23 protein-coding genes are annotated in these 26,107 nt (G+C 61.3%); 7 read left to right on the forward strand and 16 right to left on the reverse strand.

The annotated features are described in order from the left end of the window. Positions 1 to 37: 37 nt before the first annotated feature. The 5 genes from MacB4_RS06895 to nadA form a co-directional block, all read right to left on the reverse strand. Positions 38 to 928: a phosphatidate cytidylyltransferase gene (locus MacB4_RS06895; RefSeq protein ID WP_206863156.1), complete on the reverse strand. Its 891-nt coding sequence runs from the start codon at positions 926 to 928 to the stop codon at positions 38 to 40. Next, on the reverse strand, positions 925 to 1,677 hold the full coding sequence (locus MacB4_RS06900) for an isoprenyl transferase (protein WP_206863157.1): 753 nt from the start codon (positions 1,675 to 1,677) through the stop codon (positions 925 to 927). Before MacB4_RS06900 ends, MacB4_RS06895 begins: the two co-directional genes overlap by 4 nt. After that, a complete protein-coding gene (locus MacB4_RS06905; protein WP_206863158.1) occupies positions 1,667 to 2,935 on the reverse strand; it encodes an adenylosuccinate synthase in 1,269 nt (422 codons plus the stop codon). The genes MacB4_RS06900 and MacB4_RS06905 overlap by 11 nt, the downstream gene beginning before the upstream one ends. Before the next feature lie 18 nt (positions 2,936 to 2,953). Further along, a complete protein-coding gene (locus MacB4_RS06910) occupies positions 2,954 to 4,243 on the reverse strand; it encodes a UDP-glucose/GDP-mannose dehydrogenase family protein (RefSeq protein WP_206863159.1) in 1,290 nt (429 codons plus the stop codon). A gap of 215 nt (positions 4,244 to 4,458) precedes the next feature. Next, a complete protein-coding gene (nadA, locus tag MacB4_RS06915; protein WP_206863160.1) occupies positions 4,459 to 5,388 on the reverse strand; it encodes a quinolinate synthase NadA in 930 nt (309 codons plus the stop codon). A 216-nt stretch (positions 5,389 to 5,604) separates the two neighbouring features. On the opposite strand from nadA, the gene glnT reads away from it, so the two are divergent. Genes glnT through MacB4_RS06930 form a run of 3 tightly spaced genes read left to right on the forward strand, consistent with a single transcriptional unit; the run spans position 5,605 to position 9,946 of the window. Next, entirely contained in the window at positions 5,605 to 7,020 is a 1,416-nt protein-coding gene (gene glnT / locus MacB4_RS06920) for a type III glutamate--ammonia ligase (protein ID WP_242529159.1), read from the forward strand. Continuing rightward, positions 7,004 to 8,188, forward strand: coding sequence for a histidinol-phosphate transaminase (locus MacB4_RS06925; protein WP_206863161.1), 1,185 nt, complete (start codon positions 7,004 to 7,006; stop codon positions 8,186 to 8,188). Before glnT ends, MacB4_RS06925 begins: the two co-directional genes overlap by 17 nt. A 9-nt stretch (positions 8,189 to 8,197) precedes the next feature. Then, complete coding sequence (locus MacB4_RS06930) at positions 8,198 to 9,946, forward strand: GNA1162 family protein (protein ID WP_206863162.1); 1,749 nt, start codon at positions 8,198 to 8,200, stop codon at positions 9,944 to 9,946. A gap of 52 nt (positions 9,947 to 9,998) precedes the next feature. On the opposite strand, the gene MacB4_RS06935 is transcribed toward MacB4_RS06930, so the two are convergent. The 7 genes from MacB4_RS06935 to MacB4_RS06965 form a co-directional block, all read right to left on the reverse strand. Next, a complete protein-coding gene (locus MacB4_RS06935; RefSeq protein WP_206863163.1) occupies positions 9,999 to 11,408 on the reverse strand; it encodes a cell wall metabolism sensor histidine kinase WalK in 1,410 nt (469 codons plus the stop codon). After that, complete coding sequence (locus MacB4_RS06940; RefSeq protein WP_206864977.1) at positions 11,405 to 12,079, reverse strand: response regulator transcription factor; 675 nt, start codon at positions 12,077 to 12,079, stop codon at positions 11,405 to 11,407. Before MacB4_RS06940 ends, MacB4_RS06935 begins: the two co-directional genes overlap by 4 nt. 72 nt (positions 12,080 to 12,151) lie before the next feature. Next, positions 12,152 to 12,718 (reverse strand): signal peptidase II, encoded by a 567-nt coding sequence (gene lspA / locus MacB4_RS06945; RefSeq protein WP_206863164.1) that lies wholly within the window; start codon positions 12,716 to 12,718, stop codon positions 12,152 to 12,154. After that, positions 12,715 to 13,104 carry a hypothetical protein gene (locus tag MacB4_RS06950; RefSeq protein WP_206863165.1) on the reverse strand — a complete coding sequence of 130 codons (390 nt, stop codon included), beginning with the start codon at positions 13,102 to 13,104 and terminating at the stop codon, positions 12,715 to 12,717. Before MacB4_RS06950 ends, lspA begins: the two co-directional genes overlap by 4 nt. Then, complete coding sequence (gene dnaN, locus MacB4_RS06955; RefSeq protein WP_206863166.1) at positions 13,097 to 14,197, reverse strand: DNA polymerase III subunit beta; 1,101 nt, start codon at positions 14,195 to 14,197, stop codon at positions 13,097 to 13,099. The genes MacB4_RS06950 and dnaN overlap by 8 nt, the downstream gene beginning before the upstream one ends. Positions 14,198 to 14,412: 215 nt before the next feature. After that, a complete protein-coding gene (gene dnaA, locus MacB4_RS06960) occupies positions 14,413 to 15,732 on the reverse strand; it encodes a chromosomal replication initiator protein DnaA (RefSeq protein WP_242529160.1) in 1,320 nt (439 codons plus the stop codon). Between the two features lie 404 nt (positions 15,733 to 16,136). Next, entirely contained in the window at positions 16,137 to 17,054 is a 918-nt protein-coding gene (locus MacB4_RS06965; protein WP_206863168.1) for a shikimate dehydrogenase, read from the reverse strand. A gap of 156 nt (positions 17,055 to 17,210) precedes the next feature. On the opposite strand from MacB4_RS06965, the gene epsC reads away from it, so the two are divergent. After that, positions 17,211 to 18,098 carry a serine O-acetyltransferase EpsC gene (gene epsC, locus MacB4_RS06970; protein WP_206864978.1) on the forward strand — a complete coding sequence of 296 codons (888 nt, stop codon included), beginning with the start codon at positions 17,211 to 17,213 and terminating at the stop codon, positions 18,096 to 18,098. Beyond that, the gene (locus tag MacB4_RS06975; RefSeq protein ID WP_206863169.1) at positions 18,095 to 19,231 is read left to right on the forward strand and encodes a cysteine desulfurase family protein; all 1,137 of its coding nucleotides are present in this window, start codon (positions 18,095 to 18,097) and stop codon (positions 19,229 to 19,231) included. The genes epsC and MacB4_RS06975 overlap by 4 nt, the downstream gene beginning before the upstream one ends. Here MacB4_RS06975 and MacB4_RS06980 read toward each other — a convergent pair. Beyond that, positions 19,228 to 20,331: a complex I NDUFA9 subunit family protein gene (locus tag MacB4_RS06980; RefSeq protein WP_206863170.1), complete on the reverse strand. Its 1,104-nt coding sequence runs from the start codon at positions 20,329 to 20,331 to the stop codon at positions 19,228 to 19,230. The genes MacB4_RS06975 and MacB4_RS06980 overlap by 4 nt on opposite strands. 261 nt (positions 20,332 to 20,592) lie before the next feature. Between MacB4_RS06980 and MacB4_RS06985 the strand changes: the two genes are divergently transcribed. After that, positions 20,593 to 21,213, forward strand: coding sequence for a hypothetical protein (locus tag MacB4_RS06985; protein WP_206863171.1), 621 nt, complete (start codon positions 20,593 to 20,595; stop codon positions 21,211 to 21,213). 80 nt (positions 21,214 to 21,293) lie between these two features. Then, positions 21,294 to 22,586, forward strand: coding sequence for an N-acetylmuramoyl-L-alanine amidase (locus tag MacB4_RS06990; protein WP_206863172.1), 1,293 nt, complete (start codon positions 21,294 to 21,296; stop codon positions 22,584 to 22,586). Positions 22,587 to 22,662: 76 nt separating this feature from the next. Here the strand turns inward: MacB4_RS06990 and sufT are convergent, their stop codons facing one another. From sufT to sufB, 3 genes are all read right to left on the reverse strand, one after another. After that, positions 22,663 to 23,211, reverse strand: coding sequence for a putative Fe-S cluster assembly protein SufT (sufT, locus tag MacB4_RS06995; protein WP_206863173.1), 549 nt, complete (start codon positions 23,209 to 23,211; stop codon positions 22,663 to 22,665). Between the two features lie 148 nt (positions 23,212 to 23,359). Then, positions 23,360 to 24,655 carry a Fe-S cluster assembly protein SufD gene (gene sufD, locus MacB4_RS07000; protein ID WP_206863174.1) on the reverse strand — a complete coding sequence of 432 codons (1,296 nt, stop codon included), beginning with the start codon at positions 24,653 to 24,655 and terminating at the stop codon, positions 23,360 to 23,362. Between the two features lie 20 nt (positions 24,656 to 24,675). Beyond that, a complete protein-coding gene (sufB, locus tag MacB4_RS07005) occupies positions 24,676 to 26,100 on the reverse strand; it encodes a Fe-S cluster assembly protein SufB (RefSeq protein WP_206863175.1) in 1,425 nt (474 codons plus the stop codon). Positions 26,101 to 26,107: the final 7 nt, after the last annotated feature.

Here is a 26,107-nt window from a genome sequence, read left to right on the forward strand (position 1 = left end):
ATTCGTCTCTTCTTCTCTCCGCTCGTCTTCCAAATGCCTATCGGGGAATCCACGACGCCGCGGCTCCGCCGAATCGCGCCAAGCCGTAAAAGTAGAACGCCGGCGCCGCGAAGAGCAAGCTGTCGACGAGGTCGAGCGCTCCCCCGATCCCCGGGATCCAGCGGCCCGAATCCTTTACCTGCGCATCGCGCTTGGCCGCGCTCTTTGCCAGATCGCCCAAGACGCCGAGGAAACCGAGACCCAAGCCCAGGAAGACCGCATCGAGCAGACGAAAGCGGACGAGACCGCCGCAGAGGGAGACGATGGCCAGGCTGGCCAGAAGCGCTGCCATGACGCCGCCCACCAGACCCTCCCACGTCTTCTGAGGACTGATCCGAGGGAGAAGTCGATGCCTCCCCAGAAGCGAGCCGGCGACGAACGCCCCGGTATCCCCAAGCTTGGTGACCAGCATCACGAAGAGCACAGCCGCTCGCGGATCGGCGTAGTTGTTCGGCTCCAGGGCAATCCTGCACAAGAAGCTAAACAAGAAAGGGATGTAGACTACTCCCAAGAGGGTGAGGCCTCCGGTCTCCAAGGGCAAGAGACTTCCCTCGGAACCCAAGACGACTCGGAAGAGCAGTGCCACGACCGTCAGCACGAAGAGCGCCTCCTCCCAGGCCAGGAACGTCTTTGCCGCCTCGGGGAAGGCGACCCAGCAAAACCAGAGGATCGCGTAAAACAAGAGCCCGGCGATGATCCCCAGGCGTTTGAAGACAATGGCCCCCTTCTGCTCCTGCATGCGGTAGAATTCCCACTGAGCGATCATCGAGAAGGCGGCGACGATGAGGATCTCCCCCGTGCGCCATCCGAGCAGGACGGTGCCGAGCGCAACACTCCAGAGGACGACGGACGAGCTGATTCGGGCAAGCCAGCCGGGTCGCCGGTTCATTCGAGAGGCTCCCTCTCCTCGAGGCGACCGAAGCGCCGCTGTCTGCGCCCGTATTCTTCCAGGGCCCGCAAGAATGCCTCTCGACGGAAGTCGGGCCAGAGAATGTCGGTGAAATAGATCTCGGAGTAGGAGATCTGCCACAAGAGAAAGTTGCTGATCCTCATCTCCCCGCTCGTTCGAATCAGCAGGTCGGGATCGGGCTCCTCGCCCGTATAAAGATATCGGCGGAACAAGGCCTCGTCGATCTCCTCCAGTTGCAGGCTCCCCTGCAAGACCTCCCGGGCCATCCGCCGGGCTGCCGTCACGATCTCGATTCGACCGCTGTAGCTGAGGGCGAGCGAAAGGGTAAGCTTGCGGTTTTGGGCTGTTCGGCGGCCCACCTCTTCGATCTTTTCCCGCAAGCCCGCCGGCAGATCGGCGAGCCGTCCGATCACCTTCAGGCGGATATCGTTTTTGAGCAGATCGGCTTCCGCCTCCTCGACAAAGCTGTTCAAGAGATCCATCAAGGCGTTGACCTCCTCGGGCGGCCGTTTCCAATTCTCCACCGAAAACGCATAGAGAGTGAGGAACGCGACGCCGAGCTCGGCCGCCGTGCGCACGACCTCCCGAGCCGCCTCGAAGCCCGCTCGATGTCCTTCGACGCGGGGCAGGCTCCGTGCACGGGCCCACCGGCCGTTTCCGTCCATGATGATGGCCACGTGGGTCGGCGGTTTTACAAGCTCGCCCGACCTCGTCTTTCTATTCGACAAGGAACGTCTGCTCCCTTCCTGCTCCCACGGAGACCAGGTGGACCGGAGACCCGGTCAACTCGGAGAGCGCATCCAGATATTCTTTGGCGAGATCCGGCAAGTCGGCAAAGCGCCGGACACCGGACGTCGGTTGTTGCCATCCGGGAAATTCCTTGTAGACGGGAGAGCATTCCTGCCAGTGTGCGGCGGAGGTCGGCGGATGGGAAAGGCGTCGACCCCGCCACTCGTAGGCGACGCAGACCGGGATCGTCGCGAGGGTATCGAGGCCGTCCAGATTCGTTACCGCGAGCTCATCGAAGCCGTTGATCAAGCAAGCATAATGGCTCATCACCCCGTCGAACCAGCCGCACCTCCGCGCCCGGCCCGTAGTGGACCCGTATTCCCGCCCGCTCCGATGGAGCAGATCCGCCAGCTCGGCGGACTCCACCGGCATCGGCCCTGCGCCGACGCGCGTCGTATAGGCCTTGAGGCAGCCGACGACCCGGTCGATCCGATGCGGGGGCACGCCAGTTCCGGTGACCGCTCCTCCGGCCGTCGTATTGGAGGAGGTGACGTAGGGATAGGTGCCGAAATCGATATCCAAGAAGGTGCCTTGGGCGCTTTCGAAGAGCATGTCTTTGCCCTCCCGGATCGCATCGGCCAGCCAGATCGCCGTATTCACGATCATCTCCCGTAGGAACTCCGCCGCCTCGCAGCAGCGATGAACCACCTCCTCGGAGTCGATCGGCTGCCCGCCAAGAAAAGAAAGCAGCCGATTCTTCTCCTCGATTCTCACCTCGAGCTTGCTGCGAAGCTCCTTCGGTTCCAGGAGATCGTGAACGCGGAGCCCGGTACGGTTAACCTTGTCGACGTAGGCCGGTCCGACACCACGACCGGTCGTTCCCAGCTTCCCCTTGCCGCGCAGGCTTTCCAGCTGCTCGTCCATGCGCCGGTGGTACGGAAGCACCAAGTGGGCCGAGTCCGAAACGAAGAGCCTGCCCTTGGGCGCGATCCCTCGAGCGGCCAAACCCTCGATCTCGCTTACGAGCGAAGTCGGGTCGATGACCATCCCGTTCCCCAGGACGCATTCCTTTTCGGGCCGGAGGATGCCGGAAGGAATCAGGTGGACGACAAACTTTTCGCCTTCCACCTTCACCGTATGGCCGGCGTTGTCCCCCCCTTGGCAGCGGACGACCACGTTGGCATTCTCGGTGAGGAAATCGATGATCTTCCCTTTGCCCTCATCCCCCCATTGCGCCCCGACAATAACCGTATTCACTCCGCTCACCGACCCCCGTCATCGACCGATGCCGCGATAAGCAAACCCCCAGGCGGCCATCTTTTCCCGGTCCAGAAGGTTGCGTCCATCGAAAACCAGCGGGCTCACCATCCGCTTTTTCATGGAGAGCCAGTCGAGCTCGCGGAACTCTTCCCATTCGGTCGCTACGACGACGCAATCCGCTCCCTGAGCTACCTCCTCTCCCTTCGAGCAGAGGTGGAGCTTCGGAAGAGCCTCCTTTGCCTTCGCCATTGCCCTGGGATCGAAGGCGCGAACCACGGCACCTTCCTGGAGAAAGCTCTCCGCTAAGGCCATGGCGACGCTTTGTCGCGTATCGTCGGTATTGTTCTTGAACGCCAGCCCGAGCAGGCCGATCGTCTTGTCCCGCAGGAGCCAGATCTCCTCTCGAATCTTCTTCAAGAAGCGTTCCCTCTGCTGTCGGTTGATCGAAGCGGCCTCCTTGAGCAGGCGGAAGTCGCAGCCGAGCTCCTCGGCGATCCGAATGAAGGCCGAGACATCCTTGGGGAAGCAGGAACCGCCCCATCCTACTCCCGCCTGCAGAAAGGAGCGGCCGATCCGGCGGTCGAGACCCATCCCCTCCGCGACGAGAAGCACGTCGGCCTTCGAAGCCTCGCAGATCTGAGCAATCATGTTGATGTAGGAGATCTTCACTGCAAGGAAGCTGTTAGACGCATGCTTGATGAGCTCGGCGGAGTTCAAATCGGTGAGCAGCATCGGCGTCCGAAAAGGCTCGTAAATCTCCTTCATGATCGCAGTCGCTCGATCCGAAGAAGCTCCGATCACGATCCGATCGGGGTTCATCAGATCGCCGATCGCCGAGCCTTCCCGGAGAAACTCGGGGTTGCTCACCACGTCGAATTGCGCCTTCTGCCTGCCGTAGCGTTCGATCGTCTGCGCCACCTTCTCTCCGGTTCTTACGGGGACCGTGCTCTTATCCACGATGACCCGGTACTCCTGCAGAGCCCCAGCAATCTCCCGGGCCACCCTCTCCACGTAATGCAGGTCGACGCTCCCGTCCTCATGAGGCGGGGTCGGTACGGCGATGAAAAGGGCAAGGCAGCTCTCCACCGCTTCCGCTACCGACTCCCCGAACCGGAGTCGGCCCGCCGCCACGTTCCGCGAAATCATGGCTTCCAAGCCCGGCTCGTAAAAGGGGACACTGCCTCCGCGCAGGCTCTTCACCTTCGCCTGATCACTATCCACGCAGAGCACGTCATGGCCGACTTCGGCGAAACACGCCCCGGTCGTGAGACCCACATACCCGGAACCGATGATCGCAATTTTCATAGTAGGAAGCGAAAGTCCCCGCCGGCTGGCCGGGACGCGACGCTCCAGCCCCTCCCTGGGAGAGATTATCTCCTCTCGTTTACCTCATCCTGTCCTTCCGGCCCGGCGGACTTCCGCTGCCGCGCCCCCGCCCCCTCCTGCCGGCGGCTCCCTGCCGGAAGGCTTCGTCCTGCCCAAGAGGGCCAAACCCCAGGGAGCGGTAGAGTCGATCTCCCTTACGTGGCGCTCCAATCGAGCATCCGCTGGATCGGCAGGCGGGCCCGCTCCGCGATCTCCCGAGGCACGACAATTTCCGGCTCGCCAGATTGCAGGCTTCGACAGACCTTTTCCAGCGTAATTTTTTTCATGAAAAGGCAGTTGGCGCAGGCGCACCGCTCGGTGGGAGCGGGGAGGAACGCTTTATCCGGAATCTCGCGGCCCAGGCGGTGGAGCATTCCCGACTCGGTAGCGATAATGAAGCTCTTGGCGGGACTCTTGCGGCAGAAGTCCACCATCTTCTCGGTCGAGCAGATCTCGTCGGCGAGCATCCGGACGGCCGCATCGCATTCGGGATGGGCGACCACCGGTGCTCCCGGATGAAGCTGCCGCATCCGCACGAGGCTCGCATGGGTAAATTCCACATGGACGTAGCAATGCCCCTGCCAGAGACGCATCTTCCGTCCGGTCCGCTGCTTCACCCACTCCCCGAGGTTTTGATCCGGGACAAAAAGGATCTCATACTCGGGAGGGATCCGGTTGACGATCGTCACCGCGTTCCCGGAGGTGCAGACCACATCACTCAGTGCTTTCACCGAGGCGGTCGAATTGACATAGGTGACGACGAAGAGGCGATCGGAAGTCCGGCGAACCTCGGCAAGTTCTTCGGCGCTGCAGGAATCGGCAAGAGAGCAACCGGCTTCCAGATCGGGAAGAAGAACCTTCTTCTCCGGGTTGAGGATCTTCGCGGTCTCCGCCATGAAGTGAACGCCGCAAAAGACGATCCAGTCGGCTCCAGTTCGGTGAGCCTGGTAGGCAAGGCCGAGCGAATCACCCACGAAGTCGGCGACCTCTTGCACCTCCCGCACCTGATAGTTGTGCGCCAGGATGACGGCGTTCCGCTCCCTCTTGAGGCATCGAACCTCTTCCTGTAGCTCTTTTGTGTCCATCGTGGAGGGGCAGGCTCTCGTCCCCTCTACTCTGTCCGCTCCAGGAAAGCTTGTCTAGCCGACATCTTTCGCGGGTGCGCCCGCAGCGTCTTTCGCATCGGATCTTCCCTTCGACCTGGATGGCGCACTTTTCCGCTTTGCGGACCGAAGAATGAATACAAATTCACCGCGATTTCGTCTCCTCTTCATGTTTGCGGGAGAGGATGAGGCAAGCTCATGCCCGCCTCGCAGAGCGGGGCTCTGCCGATGATCTTTCTCCACGCAGCCATGCATCTACCTTCGAAAACCCAAGAAATCCGAGAGGCATTCCAACGCAGGAGCATCCGCTACTTCCTGCCCGCCTTCGTCGATATCCATGGCGTACCCAAGGGGAAGCTTCTGCCTCTTTCTGCCATCGAGCGATCGATCCGTCGACGCGAGCTTTTTTCCGGCCACGCGCTCGACGGCCTGGGTTCCCACCCGGAAGACGGAGAAGTAGCTGTGGCACCCGACTGGGAGCGTGGCTTTCCTGTGCCCTGGAGACCGGAACAGGCCTGGGTCCCTTCCCATCTCACCTTCGCGAACGCTCCGTTTCCGGCCTGTACGCGGGCGGCCTTGAAGCGATCTCTGGAGAAGGCCCAGGATCGAGGCTTCCAGCTTCGGCTCGGCATTGAGTGCGAGTTCTATTTTCTTCGCCGAGGCGACTCCGGATGTCTTCACGTTCCTCATGCGCGGGAAATCCTGACAAAAGGAAGTTATGACGCCGGAAGGCTCTTCGACGGCTCGAGCCTCATCGACTCGATCTTGGAGGCGCTCGAGCAGCTCGGCTGGGAGGTCTTCTCGGTACAACACGAAGACGGACGGTCTCAATTCGAATTGGTCTTCAGCCATTGTGAGGCGCTCGAGATGGCCGATCGGTTCGTCTTTTTCCGCTGCCTGGCTGGACGGATTGCTGCGCAGCAGGGCCTGACAGCTGTCTTCATGCCGAAACCGTTCACCGACCAGCCGGGGAATGGCGCCCACTTCCACCTGTCGCTTGCCGACTCCCGCACCGGAGCCAACCTCTTTTCGGTGGAGCCGGGCGACGACCCGCACGGGCTGGGGCTTTCCTCCGTGGGGTACTCTTTTCTTGGCGGCCTGCTCCGGCACGGCCGGTCGCTCTGCGCAGGATTCGCCCCCACGGTCAACAGCTATAAGCGCCTGATCAAGAAGGGAGCGATGAAGTTCTATTCCTGGGCTCCCGTCTTCAACTCGCTCGGTCAAAACAATCGCACACACGCCTTCCGGGTTCCACTAGGCGGCGGCCAATGCGAAATCCGGATTCCGGATGCTTCGTGCAACCCCTATCTTGCGGCGGCCCTTGCCCTGGAAGCCGGCCTTGAAGGCGTTCGACAAAAGCTCGATCCGGGCTTACCGGAACCGGAGAGCATCTATTCCTGGGAGGAACGCCGGGAGAACTGGCGACCGCACGAAGCCCTGCTCCCCCGGTCGCTGGGAGAGGCGCTATTGGAGTTCGCCGCTGACCCGCTCGTCGAAAGCGCATTGGGCCCGGCTCTGCGGGAAGAGTTCCTTCGGTGCAAATTCGCCGAATGGGATGAATTCAACACTGAGATCACCCAGTGGGAGCTCAATCGCTATGCCTCCCTCTTCTAGCTCGCGACGAAGAGAGCCGCGGCCCGAAAAGCCGCCGGGCCCCCTCTCTCCCAACCCTTGGATTCTCAAGCTTCTGTTTTCTTCGTACCGCGAGCTCTGTCCCCTCCAAGATCTCCTGCCCCGCCATCTCTCTCTTGTCCGACTCGACGCCAACGAAAACCCTTTGGGGCCCTCCCCGCTGGCGCGGGAAGCGATTCGCCGCGCGGCTGAAGAGTCTCACCGCTATCCCGAGATTGCCGGTGCAGGACTCCGAGAGCTCGTCGCGGCAGAGCTTGGGGTCAGCCCGGAGCAGATTGTCTTCGGCAGCGGCTCGACGGAACTGCTCGAGCTACTCTTTCATGTTTTTCTCCGGAGCCGACGTGACGAGGTCGTGGTACCGCGACACTCGTTCCCTTTGTATGAAATGCTCGCACAACGCTTTGGATGCCGAGCGCGTGTGGCACCGGACCGAAACTTTGTCGTAGACCTCGAGAGTCTCCATGCCGCCATCACGCCCCGTACCCGACTCATCTTTCTCGCCAACCCGAACAATCCGACGGGAACTTACGTGGACAATACAGCCCTGCTCGATTTTGCGCGGCGTCTTCCCGCGCATGTTCTCTTGGCGCTCGACGAGGCCTACGCCGACTACCTGGAGGATCCGCCGCATCTGGCCTCGGCCATTCGGGACGGAGCTCCCATCGTGGCTCTGCGGACCTTTTCCAAGCTACATGGCTTGGCGAGCCTCCGGATCGGCTACGCTCTGGCATCCCCTGCAATGGCTCATGCCCTCCAAAAGGCCGCTCTTCCCACCAATACGAGCGGGATTGCTCAGGGAGCCGCAGCCGCCGCGCTCAAGGATCGGCGACACCAGCAAGAGTCGAAGAAGGTGGTTCAGGAGGGGCGGCTTCTTCTCGAACGGTCTTTCCAGGAATCCGGTCTCACTTGGGTGCCCTCAAGCGCCAACTTCGTGATGGTCCGCCTTCTCCACGCGGAGCAAGTCTGGAAGGCGCTGGTCCGGAGAGGCGTTCTCGTTCGCAGCCTGGATAGCTGGGGCCTGCCCGGCTGGCTGCGCGTGACCGCAGGACGTCCGCACGAGCTCCTTCAGTTTGCCGGCGGCCTTCACGCTACGCTCCGTGAGCTTCACGGGAAACCGCCTTCTCCAGCGCAAGAGGTGGGAGTCGCCTAGCCGGCTGGAATGAGGAGAAGACATTCGGCTGCTGCTGACCTGGAGACGCTCTGGCTCTATCTCTGCCTTGGATTCGGGCTTTGTGTCCTGGCCGTTCCCCTCCTGGCGGCGGAAGAGGCCGGAGATCAGCGTCTCTTCCTTCCGGAGAAGGGAGCCGACTCTCACGGTCGAAAGCGTTGGTACGACTATGTCATGGATCCCGATCCGGGATCTTGCACCGTCTGGACCAGCCCGGATTTCGCCGAGCGCGCTCCTCGCCGGATCGCCGTACTTCCCTTCATCGACGAGGGAGCGGGGAATTATGTCCTCAACGAGATCCAGTGGCCTGGCCGGAAAGGAGAGGCCTTGGACGTGTGGCGGTGGACGCACTCTCAACGGCTGCGTCGCATGGTCCACGGCTATCTCGCCGCGAGGGAGTTCGATCTGATTCCAGTCGCCTTGGTCGATTCCATGCTCGCCGCGCACAAGATCTCGTCGGATCGTGTTCTCAAGAGCACCGAACCTCAGATCCTGGGCCGTTTCCTGGATGCGGATGCCCTAGTTTACGGCTCGGTCTCCGTCTATCGCAGCTATTACCTGCTTCTGGCGGCGGGATGGCGGGTGAAGCTGGCAATCCGGATGTTCTCGGCGATCACCGGCCGCGAGATGCTTACCGGGACCGCCACCCGCAACATCCTGGGCCTCCGCATTGCGACCAACCCCGTCGATCTTGCCATCGCCTCGATCGGCAACCTGGTCCATCTGCGTGACGTGACGCTGCGGCGCGGGGAAGACGAAGCCTGTCGCGAGCTCGTCCTCCGCGTGCCACATCCCCCGCGAACGGCGCGTGCAGAGCCTCGCGGGATTCCAAGGGCACTCCCAGTGGCGACCGCTCCCGCGCTCTCCCCGGAGGAGCGGGCGCTTCCGCCCGCCGCCTTCACCCTTCCTTTCCGGCCGAGGCCGCCCGCTCCCCATCAGAACCTTCCCCCGGAGCGCTTCTTCCTCCCCGAGCAGGAGGAATCGACCCATGGGAAAAAGAATGCCCTGGACTATCTTATCGATCTGGATCCGTCCCGATTCGAGACGGTCGCCTCCCCCAGTCTGGCAACCGAACGCCCATTCCAACTCTCCGTCCTCCCTTTCGTCGACAACGCGACCAGAGGGCACTTTCTCCTCGATGGAGTCCCGGCAACGCCGCGTTCTCGCGAGGAGCGGGAGCGATGGCGGTGGACGACCGCCAACCGCCTTCGGCGGGGAATGGCAGCCTATCTGGCGCAACGTGACTTCTGGTTGCAGAGCCCTGCCCTCACGGACAAGATTTTGCAGGAAATGGGCTGGCGAACTTCGGCGGACCTCTCCCGCGAGAAAGCAGAACGGGTGGCCGACTGGCTCGGCGTCGACGCACTCGTCTACGGAGAGGTTCAGGACTCGGTAGCGATCTATGCCTTTCTCTATGCCGCTTGGCGGGTCGGGCTGAGGCTGCGGATCAGATCCGGACGGACCGGACGCTCCCTCATCGAGGTGAGCGGCCAGCGGCAGGATGCGACGCTCCTTCCCGCCTTCTTCCCACTCGATATTGCGATCTCATCGGTCATGGCCGCCGGATTCCTTCGCGACATCACGCTCAAGAGAGCGGAAGACGAGCTCTGCCGAGAGATTGCTCTCCGCATCCCCATCCCGACGCCTCCCCCATTTGCCTCCACGACCGAAAGCGTCCGGACGGCCTCTCCTCCCCCTCTGCCCGCCCCAGCGCAGAACGACCCCGCCAAGACCGACTAAGCGGATCGACCCGCGCGGGAGGCTTGCGCCAGCTTCGGTTCCTTGCGCGAAGCTACGCCCGTGCCGAAGAGGAGGCAGACGGCGCGTCGCCGACTCTCTCGGTGAGCGGATGGGCGGACGAGGCTTTCCCCTTTGGGAGCCAGACCGTGAAGCGATTCCAGCCTTCGGTCGGATTGTCATACTGAATTTCCCCTCCGTGGGCAGCAACGATCTCCCGACAGAGGCTCAAGCCGAGCCCGCTGCCCTTTGCATGGCTCCCCCTGGCGCTCTGCACCCGGTAGAACCGCCGAAAAATTTCTCTCTGGTCCTCCTTCTGGATCGTCGGTCCCGTGTTGGCGACGCTCAAGGCGATCCAAGGACCCTCCTCCAGAAGCGTAATCCAGATGAAGCCGCCTGGGGTATTATATTTGACTGCGTTATCCACCAGATTCCAGAGCAAGCGCATCAGCAGATCGCTGTCCCCATGAATCCATTGATCCGGAAGGATTGAGGTAGCGACTGAGAGCCCTCCCGGAATCGCGAGAAGCCGGGCATCCTCCACCACCTCCTCTACCATTCCGCTCCACGCTAGGGCTTCTACTCGGAGACGAAGCTGACCGCTTTCCGCATGAGAGAGAAACAGAAGATTTTCGGTGATCGTGCTCAACCGTTTGACTTGCTCCAGAAGGGAAAGAAACACTTCTTCCTCGGGGGATTGCCGATTTTTGGCTTCGGCCAAAGCCGCCTCCAGCTGGTTTCGGAGGATCGTGAGCGGCGTTCGAAGCTCGTGGGAAGCATCGGCAGTTAGCCGCTTCTCATGTTGAAACGCCTGCTCGATTCTCTCCCACATCGCGTTCAGGATTTGCGCTAAACGCGCAAGATCCGGATCCTCCGACGGAACCTCGACTCGACCCTGAAGCGCGTGGGGGCCGATCTTCTCGGCTGCCGCAGCGATTGCCCTCACCGGTCGCAAGGCGTAGCCCGAAACGAGCCATCCCCCCCACACCGAGACAACCAGTGCGAGAGGAAAGGAAAGCAGGTAGGCGAATTCCGCCTTCCGCAGGATCTCTTTCAGCCGGCGCGTGTCTCGAGCAAGGACGAGTCGTTGCCCGTCCTGACTCTTCACCAAGACGCGAAAGGTTCGTTTGCCCAGGGAGAAATAAAGGAAGCCGTCCTTGGAGAGGCGATTGCTCGCTTGAAGGAATGGCGCCCGATAGAGGGTCCTCCCTCCCACGCGATCGACCTCCCAGATGCTGCTCTCCTCGCTCTCCAAACCCTCAGGAAGGCGGCCCGGCGAGAGCGCCCGCACCTTCTTCAAAGCGCCAAAGATTTCCCGCGCATCCGAGATCATCTGGAGATCGGCCTCCTGAGCGAGCTGCCGATCGAGGGTCCAGCCAGCTAGCGCTCCGATTAGCGTGAGTGCGAGCCCTACGGTCATCCCGGCCAGAAAGGCGAGCTTCCAGCGCAGAGGAATGCGTTTCATGAGGCCCCCTCGATCTTGTACCCAATGCCTCGGACCGTTTGAATGAGCCTCCGGCTCTCTCCCTCATCGACCTTCTTCCTCAATTTCTGAATGTAGACATCGACGAGATTGGTTCCAGGGTCGAAATGGAAGTTCCAGACATGCTCACAGATCTCGGTTCTTGTAAAAACCTTTCCGGGAGAACGCATCAAGAGCTCCAGGAGCGAAAACTCCCGTCCCGTCAGCTCGATTTTCCTCTCCCGCCTCACCGCAACCCGGCTCACCAAGTTGAGCGTAAGGTCGCCTACTTGGTAGAGAGAAAGCCCGACCCCAGCGGCTCTTCGAAGGAGCGCACGCAACCGCGCAACGAGCTCCTCCATCGCGAACGGCTTGGGGAGGTAGTCATCGGCCCCGCTCTCGAGCCCTTCCACCCGTTCGTAGAGCTCGCCCCTGGCAGTCAACAAGAGCACCGGGAGATGGATCCCACGTCGCCGAACGGCTCGAAGCACGCTAAGACCATCGCGACCGGGCAGAAAAACATCAAGGATCGCCGCGTCATATGGTTGGTTGACGAGGGCAAGGAGCGCCTGGTCCCCGCGGGCCAGCGTGTCGACGGCAAGCCCTTGCTCGTGCAAGCCCTTTCGAACAAAGGTCGCAATCTTCTCTTCGTCTTCGACAACCAATATGCGCATGGGAGGATCGGCTTGCCGATAGGGTCGAGGAAGAGAAATCAACGTTCTTCTCCTCGGCCCATCCCGCCGGGATCAAGGCCTACTCTTAGGAACGATCACCCATCGAAAAATGATCCAGAGCGAAGCGACACAGAGGCAGCTGTCGGCGACGTTGAAGCTCGGCCAGTGCCATGACCCGACATAGGCGTCGATGAAGTCGACGACGAATCCATGAACGACCCGATCGATGATATTTCCCGTCGCACCCGCCGCTAGAAGGGCGGCGATCACATTGGTCTCCCGCCGGCTCCAGTCGAGGCTTTTCCCAACCAGGAATCCGGCAAGCAGAAAGGAGGCGCCCACCCCGATCCATAGCCAGTTATGCCCCGCGAAGAGACCGAAGACGATTCCCGTATTCCGAACGGAAACAACATTCAGGAGCCCAGGAACCAGAGAGAGCGGAAGATCCATTCCGTGCTCGAGGATCCACCCTTTCGACCCCTGATCGAAAAGAAGCAAGGCGAGGAAGAGCCCCCAGAACAATGGCCGCGGCGCCCTCCGTCGCAAAAGTCCCGGGCTTTTCCACAGCGCCTCCGGCTCTCCTTCTCTCGGCGAAAGGGCTCCAGGAGAAGCGCTGCTCAGGCGGGGAAGCGACCTCATAAGATCCCTTCCTGCTCCAACTCCGTTAAGCGCGCTTCATTCTTCTCATCGATGATTTCGTGAATCCGTGGGAGCTCGAGCAGGACCTCCAGGCAAAAAGGAATTCCGGACGTCGAAAACCCGGTGGTCTCGACGCTCTTCCGGCGCAGGGAGAGATAGACCCAGGTAAAAGCGTCTCCCTCGGTGATTCGGAACTGGGGATATTCCTCCCAGAAAATATCCGAAGCCCGGTGGATTTCCATCGTCGCCGTCCCTCCTCTTTCGCCTACGGGCAGAGCCTGCTCGACCCTTTCGAATCGGGCAATCCAGTGAGCAACCATCTCCTCGACCCCTTCCCGGTCGAGCGGTTCCTCGAACAGAGCGACGAATCCGGATCTCTCAGGCATTGCGCATCGGCATCACTACGTAAAGGAACGTTTCCTCATCCTGGAAGATACAGGGTCCGGAGGCTTCCCCGACCTGAAGAGTGATTTCGTCGGCCGTGCTCTCTCGTAGCGGATCCATGAGATAGGCGACATTGAAGGCTGCTCGGATTTCCTCTCCTCCATAGCGGATCGAAATCGTCTCCTTGGCCTCCCCGATTTCCGCGGAGCTGCACGACAGCTCGAGCTCGTTCTTCTGGAAATGGAGGCGTACGGGAACGACCTTTTCACCGGCAACAATGGAGACCCGCCTCAATCCCGACAAGAGCGCCTCTCGCGACACGTACATCTTTTCCCGGGCACCTTCCGGAATTGCCGCACGATAGTTGGGATATTTTCCGTCGACGAGCTTCGAAGAAAACACGAGGTCTCCGGATTGGAGAAGGAGCCGGTTCGACTCGAGCCATACGGTCAGTTTCCTCTCATCGGTCCCCAGAATCCGCAGCAGCTCGGTAATCGCCCGTGCGGGGACGATCCCCTGGATCTCCTCTTCTGCCTTCTCCGCAACCGGCGCGGTCATAAGAGCCAGCCGCTTCCCATCTGTCGCCACCACGGTGAGGGTTTCTCCTTTCCAACAGAAGAGCGCTCCGTTGAGGACGTAGCGCATCTCGTCGTTCGACATCGCATAGGCCGTTCGGCGAAGCAGCTGGACGAACGAATCTTGTGGAATATCGAACGAGCGGGAATCGCTTGAAGCCGGGGGAGCCGGGTAATCGGCAGCCGGCAATCCGAAGAGACGAAAAGAGGAGCGGCCACCCATGACGGTGCTTTCCTCTTTCTCATTGCAGCTCAAGGCCAGCTCCTTGGCCGATACCTCCTTGGCGATGGCAAAGAGGCGGCGAGCCGGCAGGGTCGTCCGTCCTGCTTCCTTCACATCGGCGTCGATGCGGAGCTGGAGCGTCGTCTGAAGATCACTGGCGAACAGGGAGAGCTTGCCCGCCGGATCGGCCTCGAGAAGGACATTGTTCAAGATCGGCAACGTGGTTCGGCTGCCGACGACGCTTTGTGCAAGGCCAAGAGCGTCCAGGAAGGAGGTTCGAACGATTTCGCACTGCATGGCTGTGGTCAGTTTATAGGAAGGACAGAGAGAAGCTCATCATCTTCTTCTTATCTCCCAGCAGAGAGTAAAAAAAACCCATAACCCATTGGAATAGAGTTTATTGTGTTGTGAATTAAATTGTGAACAACCGATGGCGTCTCGCCGACAGACCTGGCGAAAGAATCTGGTCTCAAGAAAATCGGCCGCGTTATTCACCGTTCCTCTTCGCCTGTTTAACTGGGGTTCTCCAGTTTTTCAATCAACTCGCGAACCATCGTTTCAAAACGCGGTTCCGATTGCAGCTTCTCCGCAACCACCCGTTGGGCGTGCAGAACCGTGCCGTGATCTCGCCCGCCGAAGTTTTCGCCGATTTCCGCGAGAGAACAGGTGGTGAGCTTCCGGCTCAAGTACATGGCGACCATACGCGGAAGGGTAATATGAGCCAAGCGGCGTTTGCTTGTCATGTCGGCGAGACGAATGTCGAAGGTTTCGGCAACCTGCTTCTGGATCGAATCGATCGTGACGCCCTGGGCCGAATTACTGCGGAAGAGATCCTTGAGAAGAAGCTGCACTTGTCCCGAAGTCAGCTTTTCCGGATGGAGCGCGGCGAAAGCCGCGACGCGATTGAGGGCGCCCTCGAGTTGGCGGACGTTGTTCTGAATCCGCTCCGCAATCGTGGAGAGGATTTCGTCGGGTACGACGATCGATAGGCCCCGCATCTTGTGACGCAGAATCGCTAACCTCGTTTCTAATTGAGGAGGAAGAACTTCTGCAGTCAGCCCCCATTCGAATCGCGAGGTGAGTCGTTTTTCCAGCGTCTGCATGGCGCTTGGAACCGCGTCGCTGGTCAAGACGATCTGCTTGCTCCCATCAAAGAGGCAGTTGAAGGTATGGAAAAATTCTTCCTGCGACCGCTCCTTCCCCGCCAGGAACTGGACGTCGTCGAGAAGGAGAACGTCGACCTCCCTGTACTTCTTGCGAAAGCGGAGCAGGGAGCCCTTTTGGATGGCGTCGATGAACTCGTTGGTGAACTGCTCGCAAGTCACATACTGCACGTGAAGGGAACGCTGGAGCCGGCGGATCTCATTGCCGATGGCCTGCATGAGATGCGTCTTTCCGAGGCCGACCTTCCCGTAAAAGAAGACGGGATTATAGGCTCGGGCGGGCGCGTTGGCCACGGCGTGCGCCGCTGCGTAGGCAAATTCGCTGTTGGCTCCGACGATGAAGGTCTCGAACGTGTACCGGGGATTCAAGCCGCCGGAGGGGAGCCCTTCGCCATTACCATTCGCCCGCAGCTCCGTCTTTGCTTCCTTTGCAGGACGCTCTGGAGTACCCGCCTTGCTGCCAGGCTGGGAGCCAGGGAAGCCGACTCGGACCTGCCGCCCAAGGATCTTCGCCAGTGCGCTCGTAAGCTGGGGGAGGTAGTTTTCCTCGATCCAATAGCGATAGATCGAGTCGGGAGCTTCCAGAGCGACCTCCTCCTCGGAGAGTGCGAGGATTCGGAGCGGGGAAAACCAGCGTTCGACGGCATCCCGTGAGGCGATGGTTTGCATCTCCGCGCAAACTCTTTCCCAGATCCAGCCAAGATCAACGGACGAGTTGTTCACAAGTTATTCACAGAAAACGTCTCTTTCTCGCTCTTCTTGCAGCGAGAATTGCAAGTGATTGATAGCAAGTAAATTCTCAGCTTAGAAACGGCCAAGAGGAGCCGGGGCGAATCGAAGAGAGTGCTCAGATTGGGCTTGGTTATTCACGGCGGTAGAAAAGCCGGTTTGATTCGGCTCTCGTAAGAAAATGGATCGTAAAAGTTGAAAGGGCATCGGACAAGGGAATCCCCCAATCGGGAAACTTTTTTTCCTTTCCGTTGACGATCGAATTTTTCGTGCTCCTGCTCTGTGCGAAAGGGAGAGGAAATCCCCTCACCTGGAGCCGGACGCGAGGACGGTGCTGCGCTCCCTCACCGGACAGGTCCTTCCCGCTTGCGAGCCGAGAGGGCGGCGGCGAGCGCCTCGCGCATGAGGGAGAGCGGGGCGGGAGTGGACGTCCAGAGCTCGAAAGCCAGCGCGGCTTGGTGGAGAAGCATTCCGAGCCCGTTCGCGCTCCGGGCTCCCCGTTCCCGGGCGGCTTCGAGCAGAGGCAACTCGGGAGGCCAATAGCGCAGGTCCAAGACGAAAAGACCGGGACGAAGGAGATGGTCGAGGAAGCTCGAATCTCTTAAGAAGGGAGGATCCTCGGCGAGAGAGGAGACGAGAAGGTCAGCGTTCGAAGCCGCTCGAAGAAGGGCAGCTTCCTCCCAGGGGACCAGCTCGACTCGCGCTCGCGAGTCGAGCTCTCTGGCAACGGAGAGTGCGGTCGCAGCCGTACGGTTCGCAAGATGAAGGAGAGGGCAGCCTTCCCAGGACGCTTGGCGCGCTAGTGCCGCACCCGCGCCGCCGAGCCCCAGGAAAAGAACGCGCAAGTCCGAGAGGGAGACCGAAAAGGCCTCCTCCACGGCGAGCACCCATCCTCGCCCGTCGGTGTTGTGGCCCTCGAGAACTCCCTTCTCGTGTCGCACCGTGTTGACGGAGCCAAGCCGGATCGCCGTCGTTTCCCGCCGATCGCAGAGCCGAAACATCTCCCGCTTGAGAGGAGCGGTACAGTTCCATCCAGCAAAGCCCAAGGTCTTCAGATGATCGACGACGGGTCCGAGCCTGGCGATGTCCACCTCGACGCGGCCGTATCCCCCGGGCCAGCCGATCGCGGCAAACGCGGCTCGATGGATGGCCGGGGAGAACGAATGGGCGATCGGGAAGCCGAGAACCGCATAGGATTTCGGCCACGGGAGCACCCGAGGGAGGCTAGGGGGACGCCAAATTGCGCTTGCGACGTCGGCCATATGGGGGAATCCTCTGACTGTAGGGGAGAAGAGAGGGATCGACAACGGTCTCTCGCCGAAAATGTCCGAGCATTCGCGCAGTCCGGGCCGGCGGGCAGGGCCCCAGAAAAGAAGGAAATCCGTTGGAGGGACGAAGCAAGGCTCGTCCGATCGGTGATGCCACTTCCGGGAATTTCCGAAGCGCTGCTCCGCTCCTACGAGAAGGATGGCGGAATTAATCGGGCCGATCGCGCGAATTTTCCTTCCAAGCCAGCGGTCGCACGGATGATGGAGGATCTGCTAGCTCTGCTCTTCCCCGGATTCCATTCTCCTCCTCCCCGCTCCTCCCGCGAACTCTCGGACTTCGTCGAGGAGCGGCTGGCACGCCTCCATCGGAGCTTGACCGAGGAACTTCGCAAGAGCCTGGGCCCAAGGGCCCGAGACGGTGGGGAAGATGAAGCGGTGGCTACGTGGTTTCTGGCTCGGCTTGCCGAAACGCGGGAGCGGCTCGCCACCGATGTAGAAGCGACATTTTCGGGAGACCCGGCCGCGGCAAGCACCGAGGAAGTCTTGCTCGCCTATCCCGGAGTCGAAGCCATCGCCACCCACCGGCTGGCGCATCTTCTCTACTTGCGCGGGGTGCCGCTGCTCCCGCGCATGATGACCGAGTGGGCCCACGGGCGGACCGGAATCGATATCCATCCCGGAGCGGAGATTGGTCCCTATTTTTTTATCGACCACGGCACGGGCATCGTGATCGGTGAGACCTGCCGGATTGGCAAGGCCGTAAAGATCTATCATGGCGTTACCCTTGGCGCCCGGTCGACGGCCGGGGGGAGAAAGCTTCAGGGGAGCAAGAGGCATCCGACCATTGAGGATCACGTGACGATCTACCCCGGCGCTACGATCCTCGGAGGCGAAACGGTCATCGGAGCGCACAGCGTGATCGGAGGCAATGTCTGGCTCACCGAGGCGGTACCGCCCTATTCCGTGGTGACGTTGCTCCAGCAGGAGGCCCAAGTGCGGAAACGGGGATCGGATCCTGGAGCCTCCGCCAGCGCATGAAGCGGATCTACCTCGACTATAATGCGACCGCCCCGCTCGATTCGCGGGCCAGAACAGCGATGGAGCCCTACCTCGATCTGCGCGGGAATCCGTCGAGCTTACATGCGGAGGGAAGAAGGGCGCGCGCCGCGATCGATCTGGCTCGCGAACGCATTGCCACCCTGTTACGGGTGAGGCCGAGGGAGATCATTTTCGTGTCGAGCGGCAGCCAGAGCGACTCCTTGGGCATCGTCGGGCTGGCACGCGCGCTGCGAAAGAAGGGCAGTCACCTGATCTGCTCAGCGATCGAGCATCCCGCGGTGGCAAAATCGATGGCATTCCTGGAAACGGAGGGATTTTCCGTGTCGAGAGCGCCGGTCGATCGATTTGGGAGGGTCGATCTGGAGTGGTTGAAAGCAAGCTTTCGGCCAGAGACGACCCTGGTCTCCATTCTCTCGGCCAGCAATGAGACCGGCACGCGTCAGCCGATGCGGGCGATCGGGCGGCTCTGCGCGGAAAGAGGGGTCGTATTCCATAGCGATGTCGTCCAGAGTGCCGGAAAGGAAGAGCTCTGCTTTGCGGAGTGGGGAGTTTCTTCTGCCAGCTTGGCGGCTCATAAATTCGGAGGGCCGCTGGGAGCGGCCTTGCTCTACGTGCGCGCTGGCCTCTCCCTTGAGCGCATCGTCTTCGGAGGGGAGCAGGAAGAAGGCCGCTGGCCGGGAACGGAGAACGTCGCGGCGATCGTCGGCATGGCGGAAGCGCTGGGCCGGGCCGAGGAAGAGCGAGAGGGCGAATCGGCGCGCCAGCGGGAACTCACGGAGCGGCTTTGGCAGGGGATTGCGGACCTTCCCGGCATCCGGAGATGGGGCCATCCGATTGAGAGATTGCCCAACACTCTGGCGATCGGCTTTTCGGCGTTGGACGGAGAAAGCCTACTGATTGGCCTCGACCTGGAGGGCATTGCCGTTTCGGGAGGGTCCGCATGCTCCTCCGGCGCCTTGCAACCCTCTCCCGCTCTCTTGGCGATGGGGGCAAGCGAGGCGCAAGCCCGTTCGATGGTCCGCTTTTCCCTCGGAAAGGGGGTCGGCTGGGAGGAGATCGAGGAGACGATTGCTCGGTTCCGCAGAGTCGTCCGGAATCTGGCCTCCAACTAGAGCGCTTCTTCCCCGCTCCAGAGGAAGCTCAAGAGGCCTTCCCGGAACGGCAGGAACTCGATGCCCAGGTCCCTGGCGGCGAGGGACGGATCGCCGATGTTCCCTTCCTCGAGCATGAGAAGCGGCTCGCGCCCGATGGGCAGGTTCGAGGGAAGCCCTTCTGCGAAACGCGCCAGGGTGCGTGCGAGCGGCCAGGGAACGGGAAGGAAAAGGATTGGACGCGGGCGAAGGCTCAGCAAGCCCATGCCGCCCCAAGTGGTGAGGAGGACGCTCCACCCCTCTGGAGGGAAGCCGCCGGCCAGTCCGAGGAGGGCAGAGAGGGGAAAGAGGAAGAAGATCGTTGCGAAGAGGAGAAGGCGCGAGCCGAGCCGAGCCGGGGAGGGGACAGAGCAGACCGGCTGGTGCCCACTTTTCAACAGAAGGGAGCAGATCTCCGAAAGGCTCACTCGATCCGGTCCGCAGATCACATATTCCCTTCCGATCGTTTGCGGGAGAATCAATGCCCGGGTGAACGCTGTGACGACATCCTCTACAGCGACCGGTTGGAGAGGGCTCGCTCCGCCTCCGGGAAGGGGAAGGATTCCGAAGTACCGAAAGAGAGGCCGAGACAAGAGATCCCGGAAGACGCTTAAAAATTGATCACCCGGCCCGTACACGATCGAAGGCCGAAAGATCGTCCAGTGAAGATCGCTCGATCGCACCAGCTCTTCGGCGGTCCACTTGGTCTGGTGATAACGGGAGGGTGCGTAAGGACGCGAGCCCAAGGCGCTCATGTGGAGCCAGCGGCGCACGCCGTTTTCCTTGGCCGCCGCCAGGAGGAGCCGGGTGGTCTGGACATGCGCTTCCCGGTAAGAGCTGCCCCGGCTCTCCCTCAGGATCCCAATGAGGTGAATGACCGCATCGATTCCCTGGGTCGCCCGGCGGCAGGCATCCGGATCGAGCGGGTTGCCTTCGATGATCGTGCAGCGTTGCAAGGGAAGACCCCTTTTGTGACCAGTCCCGCGAGTGAGGACCCGGACTTGGTATCCGAGCTCGACGAGGCGACGGACCAGGCGGCTCCCGACGAAGCCGGTGCCTCCGGTAACGAGAATGGTGGCCATCTTCTTGCCTGCTCGAGCTGCCCAGAAGGAAAGCCCGCCGCGGTTTCTCAGCGAACGGCCTCGGCGGCTAGGAGCTTCGGTACCCCCGGACCCGCCCCGCTGGCAAGCGAGAAACTCGGGTTCTTGCGGAGACGGAGTCGGCACGTCTCGCCCATTTCACGGCGCAGGGTCGGACGCCACGGGCAGGAGGAGGCCGGCAAGAAAGGCAAATCGGAAAGGAGGTTTGCGAAGGAGGTCGATTTTCGCTATTGGGCAGATTCTATGAAACGACAGTTTGTCCTGATCACTGCGTGCATTCTTCTTGCGCAGATGGATTCCTTTGCCAAAGCCCCGCAGGCCCCCATGCGGAACAGGGATGCAGCGCCGACGGCTTTTTCGGCGCTCCCGGTAGCACAACAGTATGCCCCGGAGGGGTCGCAAGCCAAGATGCTCGCCATTATCGGCCCGCGCAGCCGGACCGCCCTCACCCCGACGACTTGGGAGTTCCTCTATTGGAACCCGGGCGGATGGAAGAACCTCAAGCGGGTCACGGTCATCGGCGGCCAAGTACGCGACGTGCGGGAGGGCGTTATCGAGATCGGACGGCGGGGCCTGGTTCGCTACAAGGAGTCGCAAGCTTTCGATCCGAGCCGGTTAAAGGTTGACTCAGACCGTGCCCTACAGGTTATCCTCAGGACGGGAGCGGTCGGGAAGGCCACTTTGAGCACCGTGCTCTTCGAGCTCGCTCGAACCGGAGACGAAGGCGAACCGAGTTGGCAGATGCGTTTCTACGCGGATCGCCGGGGAGTGGAGGCGGACATTGGAGTGGCGCGCGTGGGAGCCGTTTCCGGAAAGATTCTCGAATTGCGCTTGAATCCAAGCCGAGCAACGGACGGAGCATAGTCGCACGACGAAGGGCGAGCGGCCCCGGAACGCCTGGGTGCGCGCACGTCAAGCGAGCTCCGGGGGCGAAGACGGCAAGAATGAACTCGATCGTACGAAGTCTCGCATTCGCGGGAGTCGCCCTCATCGTGTGCCTCTCTCCTCTTGCCTCGCAGGCGGAATTGAGCCCGCTGGCGCCCGATCCCGATTGGAGTGCCTTGGATGCCTTCCAGGAAACGATGACGCGAGAGGAGTTTGTTCATTGGATCAACACGCTCTTCTGTCCGGATGGCTCCTTTTGGAAGTTCACGGTCATCAACGGCAACGAGGTCACTCTCTTCGGAGACACGGAGCACACGCGCCTTCTCTATCGGCTCCGGTTGGCACCGGATCTGGACTCGCAGCTTCCGCTGCGAGCCACGACGGTGAGCGGCTGGAAGCTTTCCAAAGCCGGGACGTCGAGCGCGAAACCGCTGCGGGGCTTGGTGATCTGCCTCGATCCGGGACACATCGGGGGTCGTTGGGCGAAGATGGAGGAACGATTCTTCCAGATTGGCTCGGATCCCCCGGTGATCGAGGCGAACCTCAACATGCTTGCCGCCCGGCATGCAGCCAAGCTCTTGGAGACCGCAGGCGCCACAGTGGTCTGGACCAAGCGATTCTTTGAACCGGTCACGACGATTCGCCCGGCCGGCCTACGCGAGGAAGCGCTCGCCTCCCTCTATCCCTCCGGCGGGCCCGCCGCTCTGCCCGCGAGCTTTTCCCCGGAGCTGGAGCAACGGGTGGTCCGGGAAGAAGAGCGTCTCTTCTATCGAAACGCCGAAATTCGGGCGCGCGCGGAGCTGGTGGCGAAGCTCAATCCCGATCTGACCCTCTGCATTCATTTCAATGCGGACAAGTGGTCGAGCCATCCGACGCGTACCGAGCTCATCCCGCAGAGCCGCCTCGTGGCGTTCGTCCACGGCAATTACTCCGAGGAGGAGTTGCGGTGCGACGACCAGAAGTGGGATCTCCTCTACAAGCTCCTCTCCCGCACGAGCATTCCGGAAGCCGAGGCGGCGGAATCGATTGCCAAGCAGATGGAAGCGACGTGGAACTTCCCGCCGGAGAGCTACTCCAATTGGGCTGCGGCTCGGCGGGTGGGGCCAAGCCCCTATGTGTTCGCACGGAATCTCCTGGCAAACCGAATTTATCACGGGCCGGTCGTTTTTGTCGAAGGCCCCTACATGAATGCCCAGGACTCCTATGACCGGATTATCGCGGGCGATTATGAGGGAACACGGATCATTGGGGGGCGGGCGTATCGGAGCCTCTTCGCCGAGTTCGGCGAGATCCTGGCGCGGGGCGTCACCGCCTGGGCGGGCGGATCGACCTCGACCGTAGTGAATCACTGAGGCTGGGCCCCGGCGACCGCAGAGCTTTCGGAGGTCTCCCAGCCGCAGGAAAGAGACGGTCAGGGATGGCAGGAGGCTAGATCAGCCCGAGCTGCATCTTGCCCTGCTCGCTGATCATGCCGGGATTCCAGGGGGGGTCCCAAACGAGATCGACGCGAGCCTCGGTTACGTTGGGAATCTGTCGGATCCGGGATTGAGCATCCTGCGCGATGACGACGCCCATGCCGCAGCCGGGAGCGGTGAGAGTCATCTTGACCACGACCTCGAAGGCACCCTCCTCGCGAGGCAAAACCTGGCAATCGTAGATCAATCCCAAATCGACGACGTTGACCGGGATTTCCGGGTCGAAAACCTGTCGGAGCCGGTTGTAAACCATCTCCTCGTCGACGTGCGCGCCGGGGGACGGCTGCTCGGACAAGCCCGCGACGGGAGAGAGTTGGCCGATCGCGTCGGCATCCTTGGCATCCAATCGGACTAGGCAGCGAGAATCGTACAACAGGGTGTACGATCCTCCGAGCGATTGCGTAATCACCACGGGTCTGTCCTTTTCCAGCTGGATCGGAGCCCCGCTCGGGATCTGCACTGCGTCGACGGAACGAGTTAAGAGGATAGACTCTTGTGCCATAGTTTCCCTTGCTCCTCCAATCGTGCCTTAACCGAGGGGCTGCCCATCCCTCTCCCTCGCTTGCTGCAGGCTACCTTCTCTGCCGGCGGGACGCAAGGATCAAGGGACGAGCATTGCCGAGGTCCCGGACACGTGGCGAAGGATGCGGCTACCGCAGGGAAGCCTCCAGCTCCTCGGTGAGGGCTCCTTTGGTGGGCCCATCGTCGAGACGATCGAAGACGTCGGTTAAAAAGCCGAGCACAAAGAGGCGCTGAGCCGCTGCGAGCGGGATGCCGCGCTGCAGGCAGTAAAAGAGCTCTTCCGGATCGACCTGCCCGACCGTTGAGCCGTGGGTACAGCGAACGTCATTGGCCAAAATCTCAAGGCCGGGCAGCGAGTTGGCTTCGGCATCAGGACTCAAGATGAGATTGCGGTTACTCTGGTAAGCATCCGTCCGTTGCGCCGCGGGATCGACATCGATCATGCCGGCGAAGATCGTACGGGAGGCGTCATACAAGGCGCTTTTGTAGAGAAGGTCGCTCTTCGTGTCGGGTGCGACGTGTTCTTGGAAGGAACGCTGATCGAATTCCTGCCGACCACGTGCCAGGGTGGCCGAGAGCATCACGCTCCGGGCACCAGGCCCGAGCAAGCGGCTTCGGCTTTCCGTTCGCGTGTAGCTTCCTCCTTGATTCAGCTGGAAGGTCGTGGCGCTCGCGTCGCGAGAGAGGCGAACGGAGGCGAGGTCGAAGGAGCAGACTCCTTCGGCCCAGTTCCGGTGGGTCAACAGGTCGAGCCTGGCTCCAGGTCCAAGGAAGAGCTCTTGCACCGAGCAGGCAAAGCCACCCCGGGGGTTGGTGGAGCCGAAGCGGAGGTGGATCCGGGCGCGAGCGTTCTCGTGGAGGATGACGAGGATGTGGGGGAAGGTCGCGGCATGCGCCTCCGTCATCCAGAAAGAGAGCTCGACCGGCTGCGTCAGCTCTACTCCGGCAGGGACGGAGAGGACGGCTCCGGCGGTCGCACAGGCGCGATGGAGGGATTCGAGCTTTTCCGCCCCGAGGCCGACTCGTTCCTCGAAGAGGTGACCTCGGACCCGATCTGCCTCCCGGCTCGCTGCTTCGAGGAGTGGGGCAAAGACGACCCCCTTTTCGTTCGCCTCCCGGGAAAGGCCCCGGGAAAAGAGAAGAGTATCATTGGCAAAGAGCAGGGAGGGCGCCTCTCCGGCGGCAAAATACCCTTGGAGGCTGGCAAGCGCGGGCTTGCCGACCGGGACTCCCGCCGTGCAGCCGTTGAGAGCCACCTTGCTCAAGTCGCTGAAGCGCCACCCCTCGTCCTTTCGGCTCGGCATGGGCAGGCGCTCATAGTCGACCCACGCGGCATCCTGTATCTCTTTCCACCAGGCGGGAAGAGCCGCCGCCTTCTCGCCCTGGTTCGGAGCCTCCGTGATCACTCGTTTTGGCAGATCCACTTCTCCTCCATGGGCACCGGTCAGCCGACAGAACCTTCCATTTCCAGATCGATCAACCGCTTGAGCTCCACACTGTATTCCATCGGGAACTCGCGGACGAGGTCGTTGATGAATCCATTCACGCTCAAGCTCATGGCTTCAGATTCCGGCAGCCCGCGCTGCTGCATGTAGAAGATCTGCTCGGCGCTGATCTTGCTTACGCTGGCTTCGTGTTGGACGGCACTCCGGTTCCCGCGCAGCGTGATGGCCGGATAGGTGTCGGTGCGCGAAGTCGTGTTGATGAGGAGGGCGTCGCACTCGGTGTTGTTCTTGCAACCCTTGAGGTGGCTGGGAATCGTCACCTGGCCGCGATAACTGGAACGTCCCTCGCCGATGCTGATGCTCTTGGCAATGATGTTGCTGGTGGTCTCGTCAGCGAGGTGGATCATCTTTGCCCCGGTATCCTGGTGCTGGCCGCTGTTGGCCAGCGCAATGCTCAGCACCTCTCCGCGCGCCTTGCGGCCGCGCAGAATCACGGCAGGATATTTCATCGTCAGGCGCGAGCCGATGTTGCAGTCGATCCAGCGGATCTCCGCATTTTCCATGGCTGTCCCCCTCTTGGTGACGAGGTTGAAGACGTTCGGGCTCCAGTTTTGGACCGTGATATACTGGATTTTCGCTCCGGCGAGAGCCACCAACTCCACGACGGCGCTGTGAAGCGTGGCCGAATCGAAGCGCGGAGCGGTGCAGCCCTCCATATAGGTCACCTCCGCTCCCTCGTCGGCGATGATAAGGGTGCGCTCGAACTGGCCGAAACTTTCCGCATTGATCCGGAAGTAGGCCTGCAGCGGGTGGCTCACCTTGACCCCGGGAGGGACGTAGATGAAGCTTCCGCCGCTGAACACCGCGCTGTTGAGCGCAGCAAATTTGTTGTCCCCGGGAGGGATGACCTTGCCGAACCATTTGCGAAAGATTTCGGGGTGCTTGTGAAGCCCCTCGGTGCTCCCGACGAAGATGACCCCCTGGTCGCGAAGCGCGTCCTTCATATGGGAATAGGCCGCTTCGCTGTCGAACTGGGCCTCCACTCCCGCGAGAAACTTGCGCTCTTGCTCCGGTACGCCGAGGCGTTCGAAGGTCCGCTTCACCTCCTCCGGGACCTCTTCCCAAGTCCTGCCCGCCCGCTGCCCATGCGCCAAGTAGTAGCGGATTTGCGAGAAGTCGATTTCCTCTAATTGCTTGCTTGCCCAATGGGTGGGCAAAGGCTCGCGAAGAAAGATGGCCAAAGCGCGTTTGCGAAAGGCGCGAAGCCATTCCGGATCTCCCTTGGCCTCGCAGATGTAGTCGATCGTCTGCTCGGAAAGGCCCGTTCCGGCGTCGAAGGCGTACTTTACATCATAGTGAAAATCGCCCAGGTTTCGGTCGAGCTGGAGCAGATCCGTTCCAGCGATGGCTTGCTCTTCTGTCATGATCGCG

It is taken from the genome of Methylacidimicrobium sp. B4, assembly GCF_017310545.1.
GTDB lineage: Bacteria > Verrucomicrobiota > Verrucomicrobiia > Methylacidiphilales > Methylacidiphilaceae > Methylacidimicrobium.

Bases quoted from the DNA above. Each gene is read 5' to 3' on its own strand.
- MacB4_RS06895 (WP_206863156.1), bottom strand. From the start codon at position 928: ATGAACCGGCGACCCGGCTGGCTTGCCCGAATCAGCTCGTCCGTCGTC.
- MacB4_RS06910 (WP_206863159.1), bottom strand. From the start codon at position 4,243: ATGAAAATTGCGATCATCGGTTCCGGGTATGTGGGTCTCACGACCGGG.
- nadA (WP_206863160.1), bottom strand. From the start codon at position 5,388: ATGGACACAAAAGAGCTACAGGAAGAGGTTCGATGCCTCAAGAGGGAG.
- glnT (WP_242529159.1), top strand. From the start codon at position 5,605: ATGCCCGCCTCGCAGAGCGGGGCTCTGCCGATGATCTTTCTCCACGCA.
- MacB4_RS06925 (WP_206863161.1), top strand. From the start codon at position 7,004: ATGCCTCCCTCTTCTAGCTCGCGACGAAGAGAGCCGCGGCCCGAAAAG.
- MacB4_RS06930 (WP_206863162.1), top strand. From the start codon at position 8,198: ATGAGGAGAAGACATTCGGCTGCTGCTGACCTGGAGACGCTCTGGCTC.
- MacB4_RS06935 (WP_206863163.1), bottom strand. From the start codon at position 11,408: ATGAAACGCATTCCTCTGCGCTGGAAGCTCGCCTTTCTGGCCGGGATG.
- MacB4_RS06940 (WP_206864977.1), bottom strand. From the start codon at position 12,079: ATGCGCATATTGGTTGTCGAAGACGAAGAGAAGATTGCGACCTTTGTT.
- lspA (WP_206863164.1), bottom strand. From the start codon at position 12,718: ATGAGGTCGCTTCCCCGCCTGAGCAGCGCTTCTCCTGGAGCCCTTTCG.
- MacB4_RS06950 (WP_206863165.1), bottom strand. From the start codon at position 13,104: ATGCCTGAGAGATCCGGATTCGTCGCTCTGTTCGAGGAACCGCTCGAC.
- dnaN (WP_206863166.1), bottom strand. From the start codon at position 14,197: ATGCAGTGCGAAATCGTTCGAACCTCCTTCCTGGACGCTCTTGGCCTT.
- dnaA (WP_242529160.1), bottom strand. From the start codon at position 15,732: ATGCAAACCATCGCCTCACGGGATGCCGTCGAACGCTGGTTTTCCCCG.
- MacB4_RS06965 (WP_206863168.1), bottom strand. From the start codon at position 17,054: ATGGCCGACGTCGCAAGCGCAATTTGGCGTCCCCCTAGCCTCCCTCGG.
- epsC (WP_206864978.1), top strand. From the start codon at position 17,211: ATGCCACTTCCGGGAATTTCCGAAGCGCTGCTCCGCTCCTACGAGAAG.
- MacB4_RS06975 (WP_206863169.1), top strand. From the start codon at position 18,095: ATGAAGCGGATCTACCTCGACTATAATGCGACCGCCCCGCTCGATTCG.
- MacB4_RS06980 (WP_206863170.1), bottom strand. From the start codon at position 20,331: ATGGCCACCATTCTCGTTACCGGAGGCACCGGCTTCGTCGGGAGCCGC.
- MacB4_RS06985 (WP_206863171.1), top strand. From the start codon at position 20,593: ATGAAACGACAGTTTGTCCTGATCACTGCGTGCATTCTTCTTGCGCAG.
- MacB4_RS06990 (WP_206863172.1), top strand. From the start codon at position 21,294: ATGAACTCGATCGTACGAAGTCTCGCATTCGCGGGAGTCGCCCTCATC.
- sufT (WP_206863173.1), bottom strand. From the start codon at position 23,211: ATGGCACAAGAGTCTATCCTCTTAACTCGTTCCGTCGACGCAGTGCAG.
- sufB (WP_206863175.1), bottom strand. From the start codon at position 26,100: ATGACAGAAGAGCAAGCCATCGCTGGAACGGATCTGCTCCAGCTCGAC.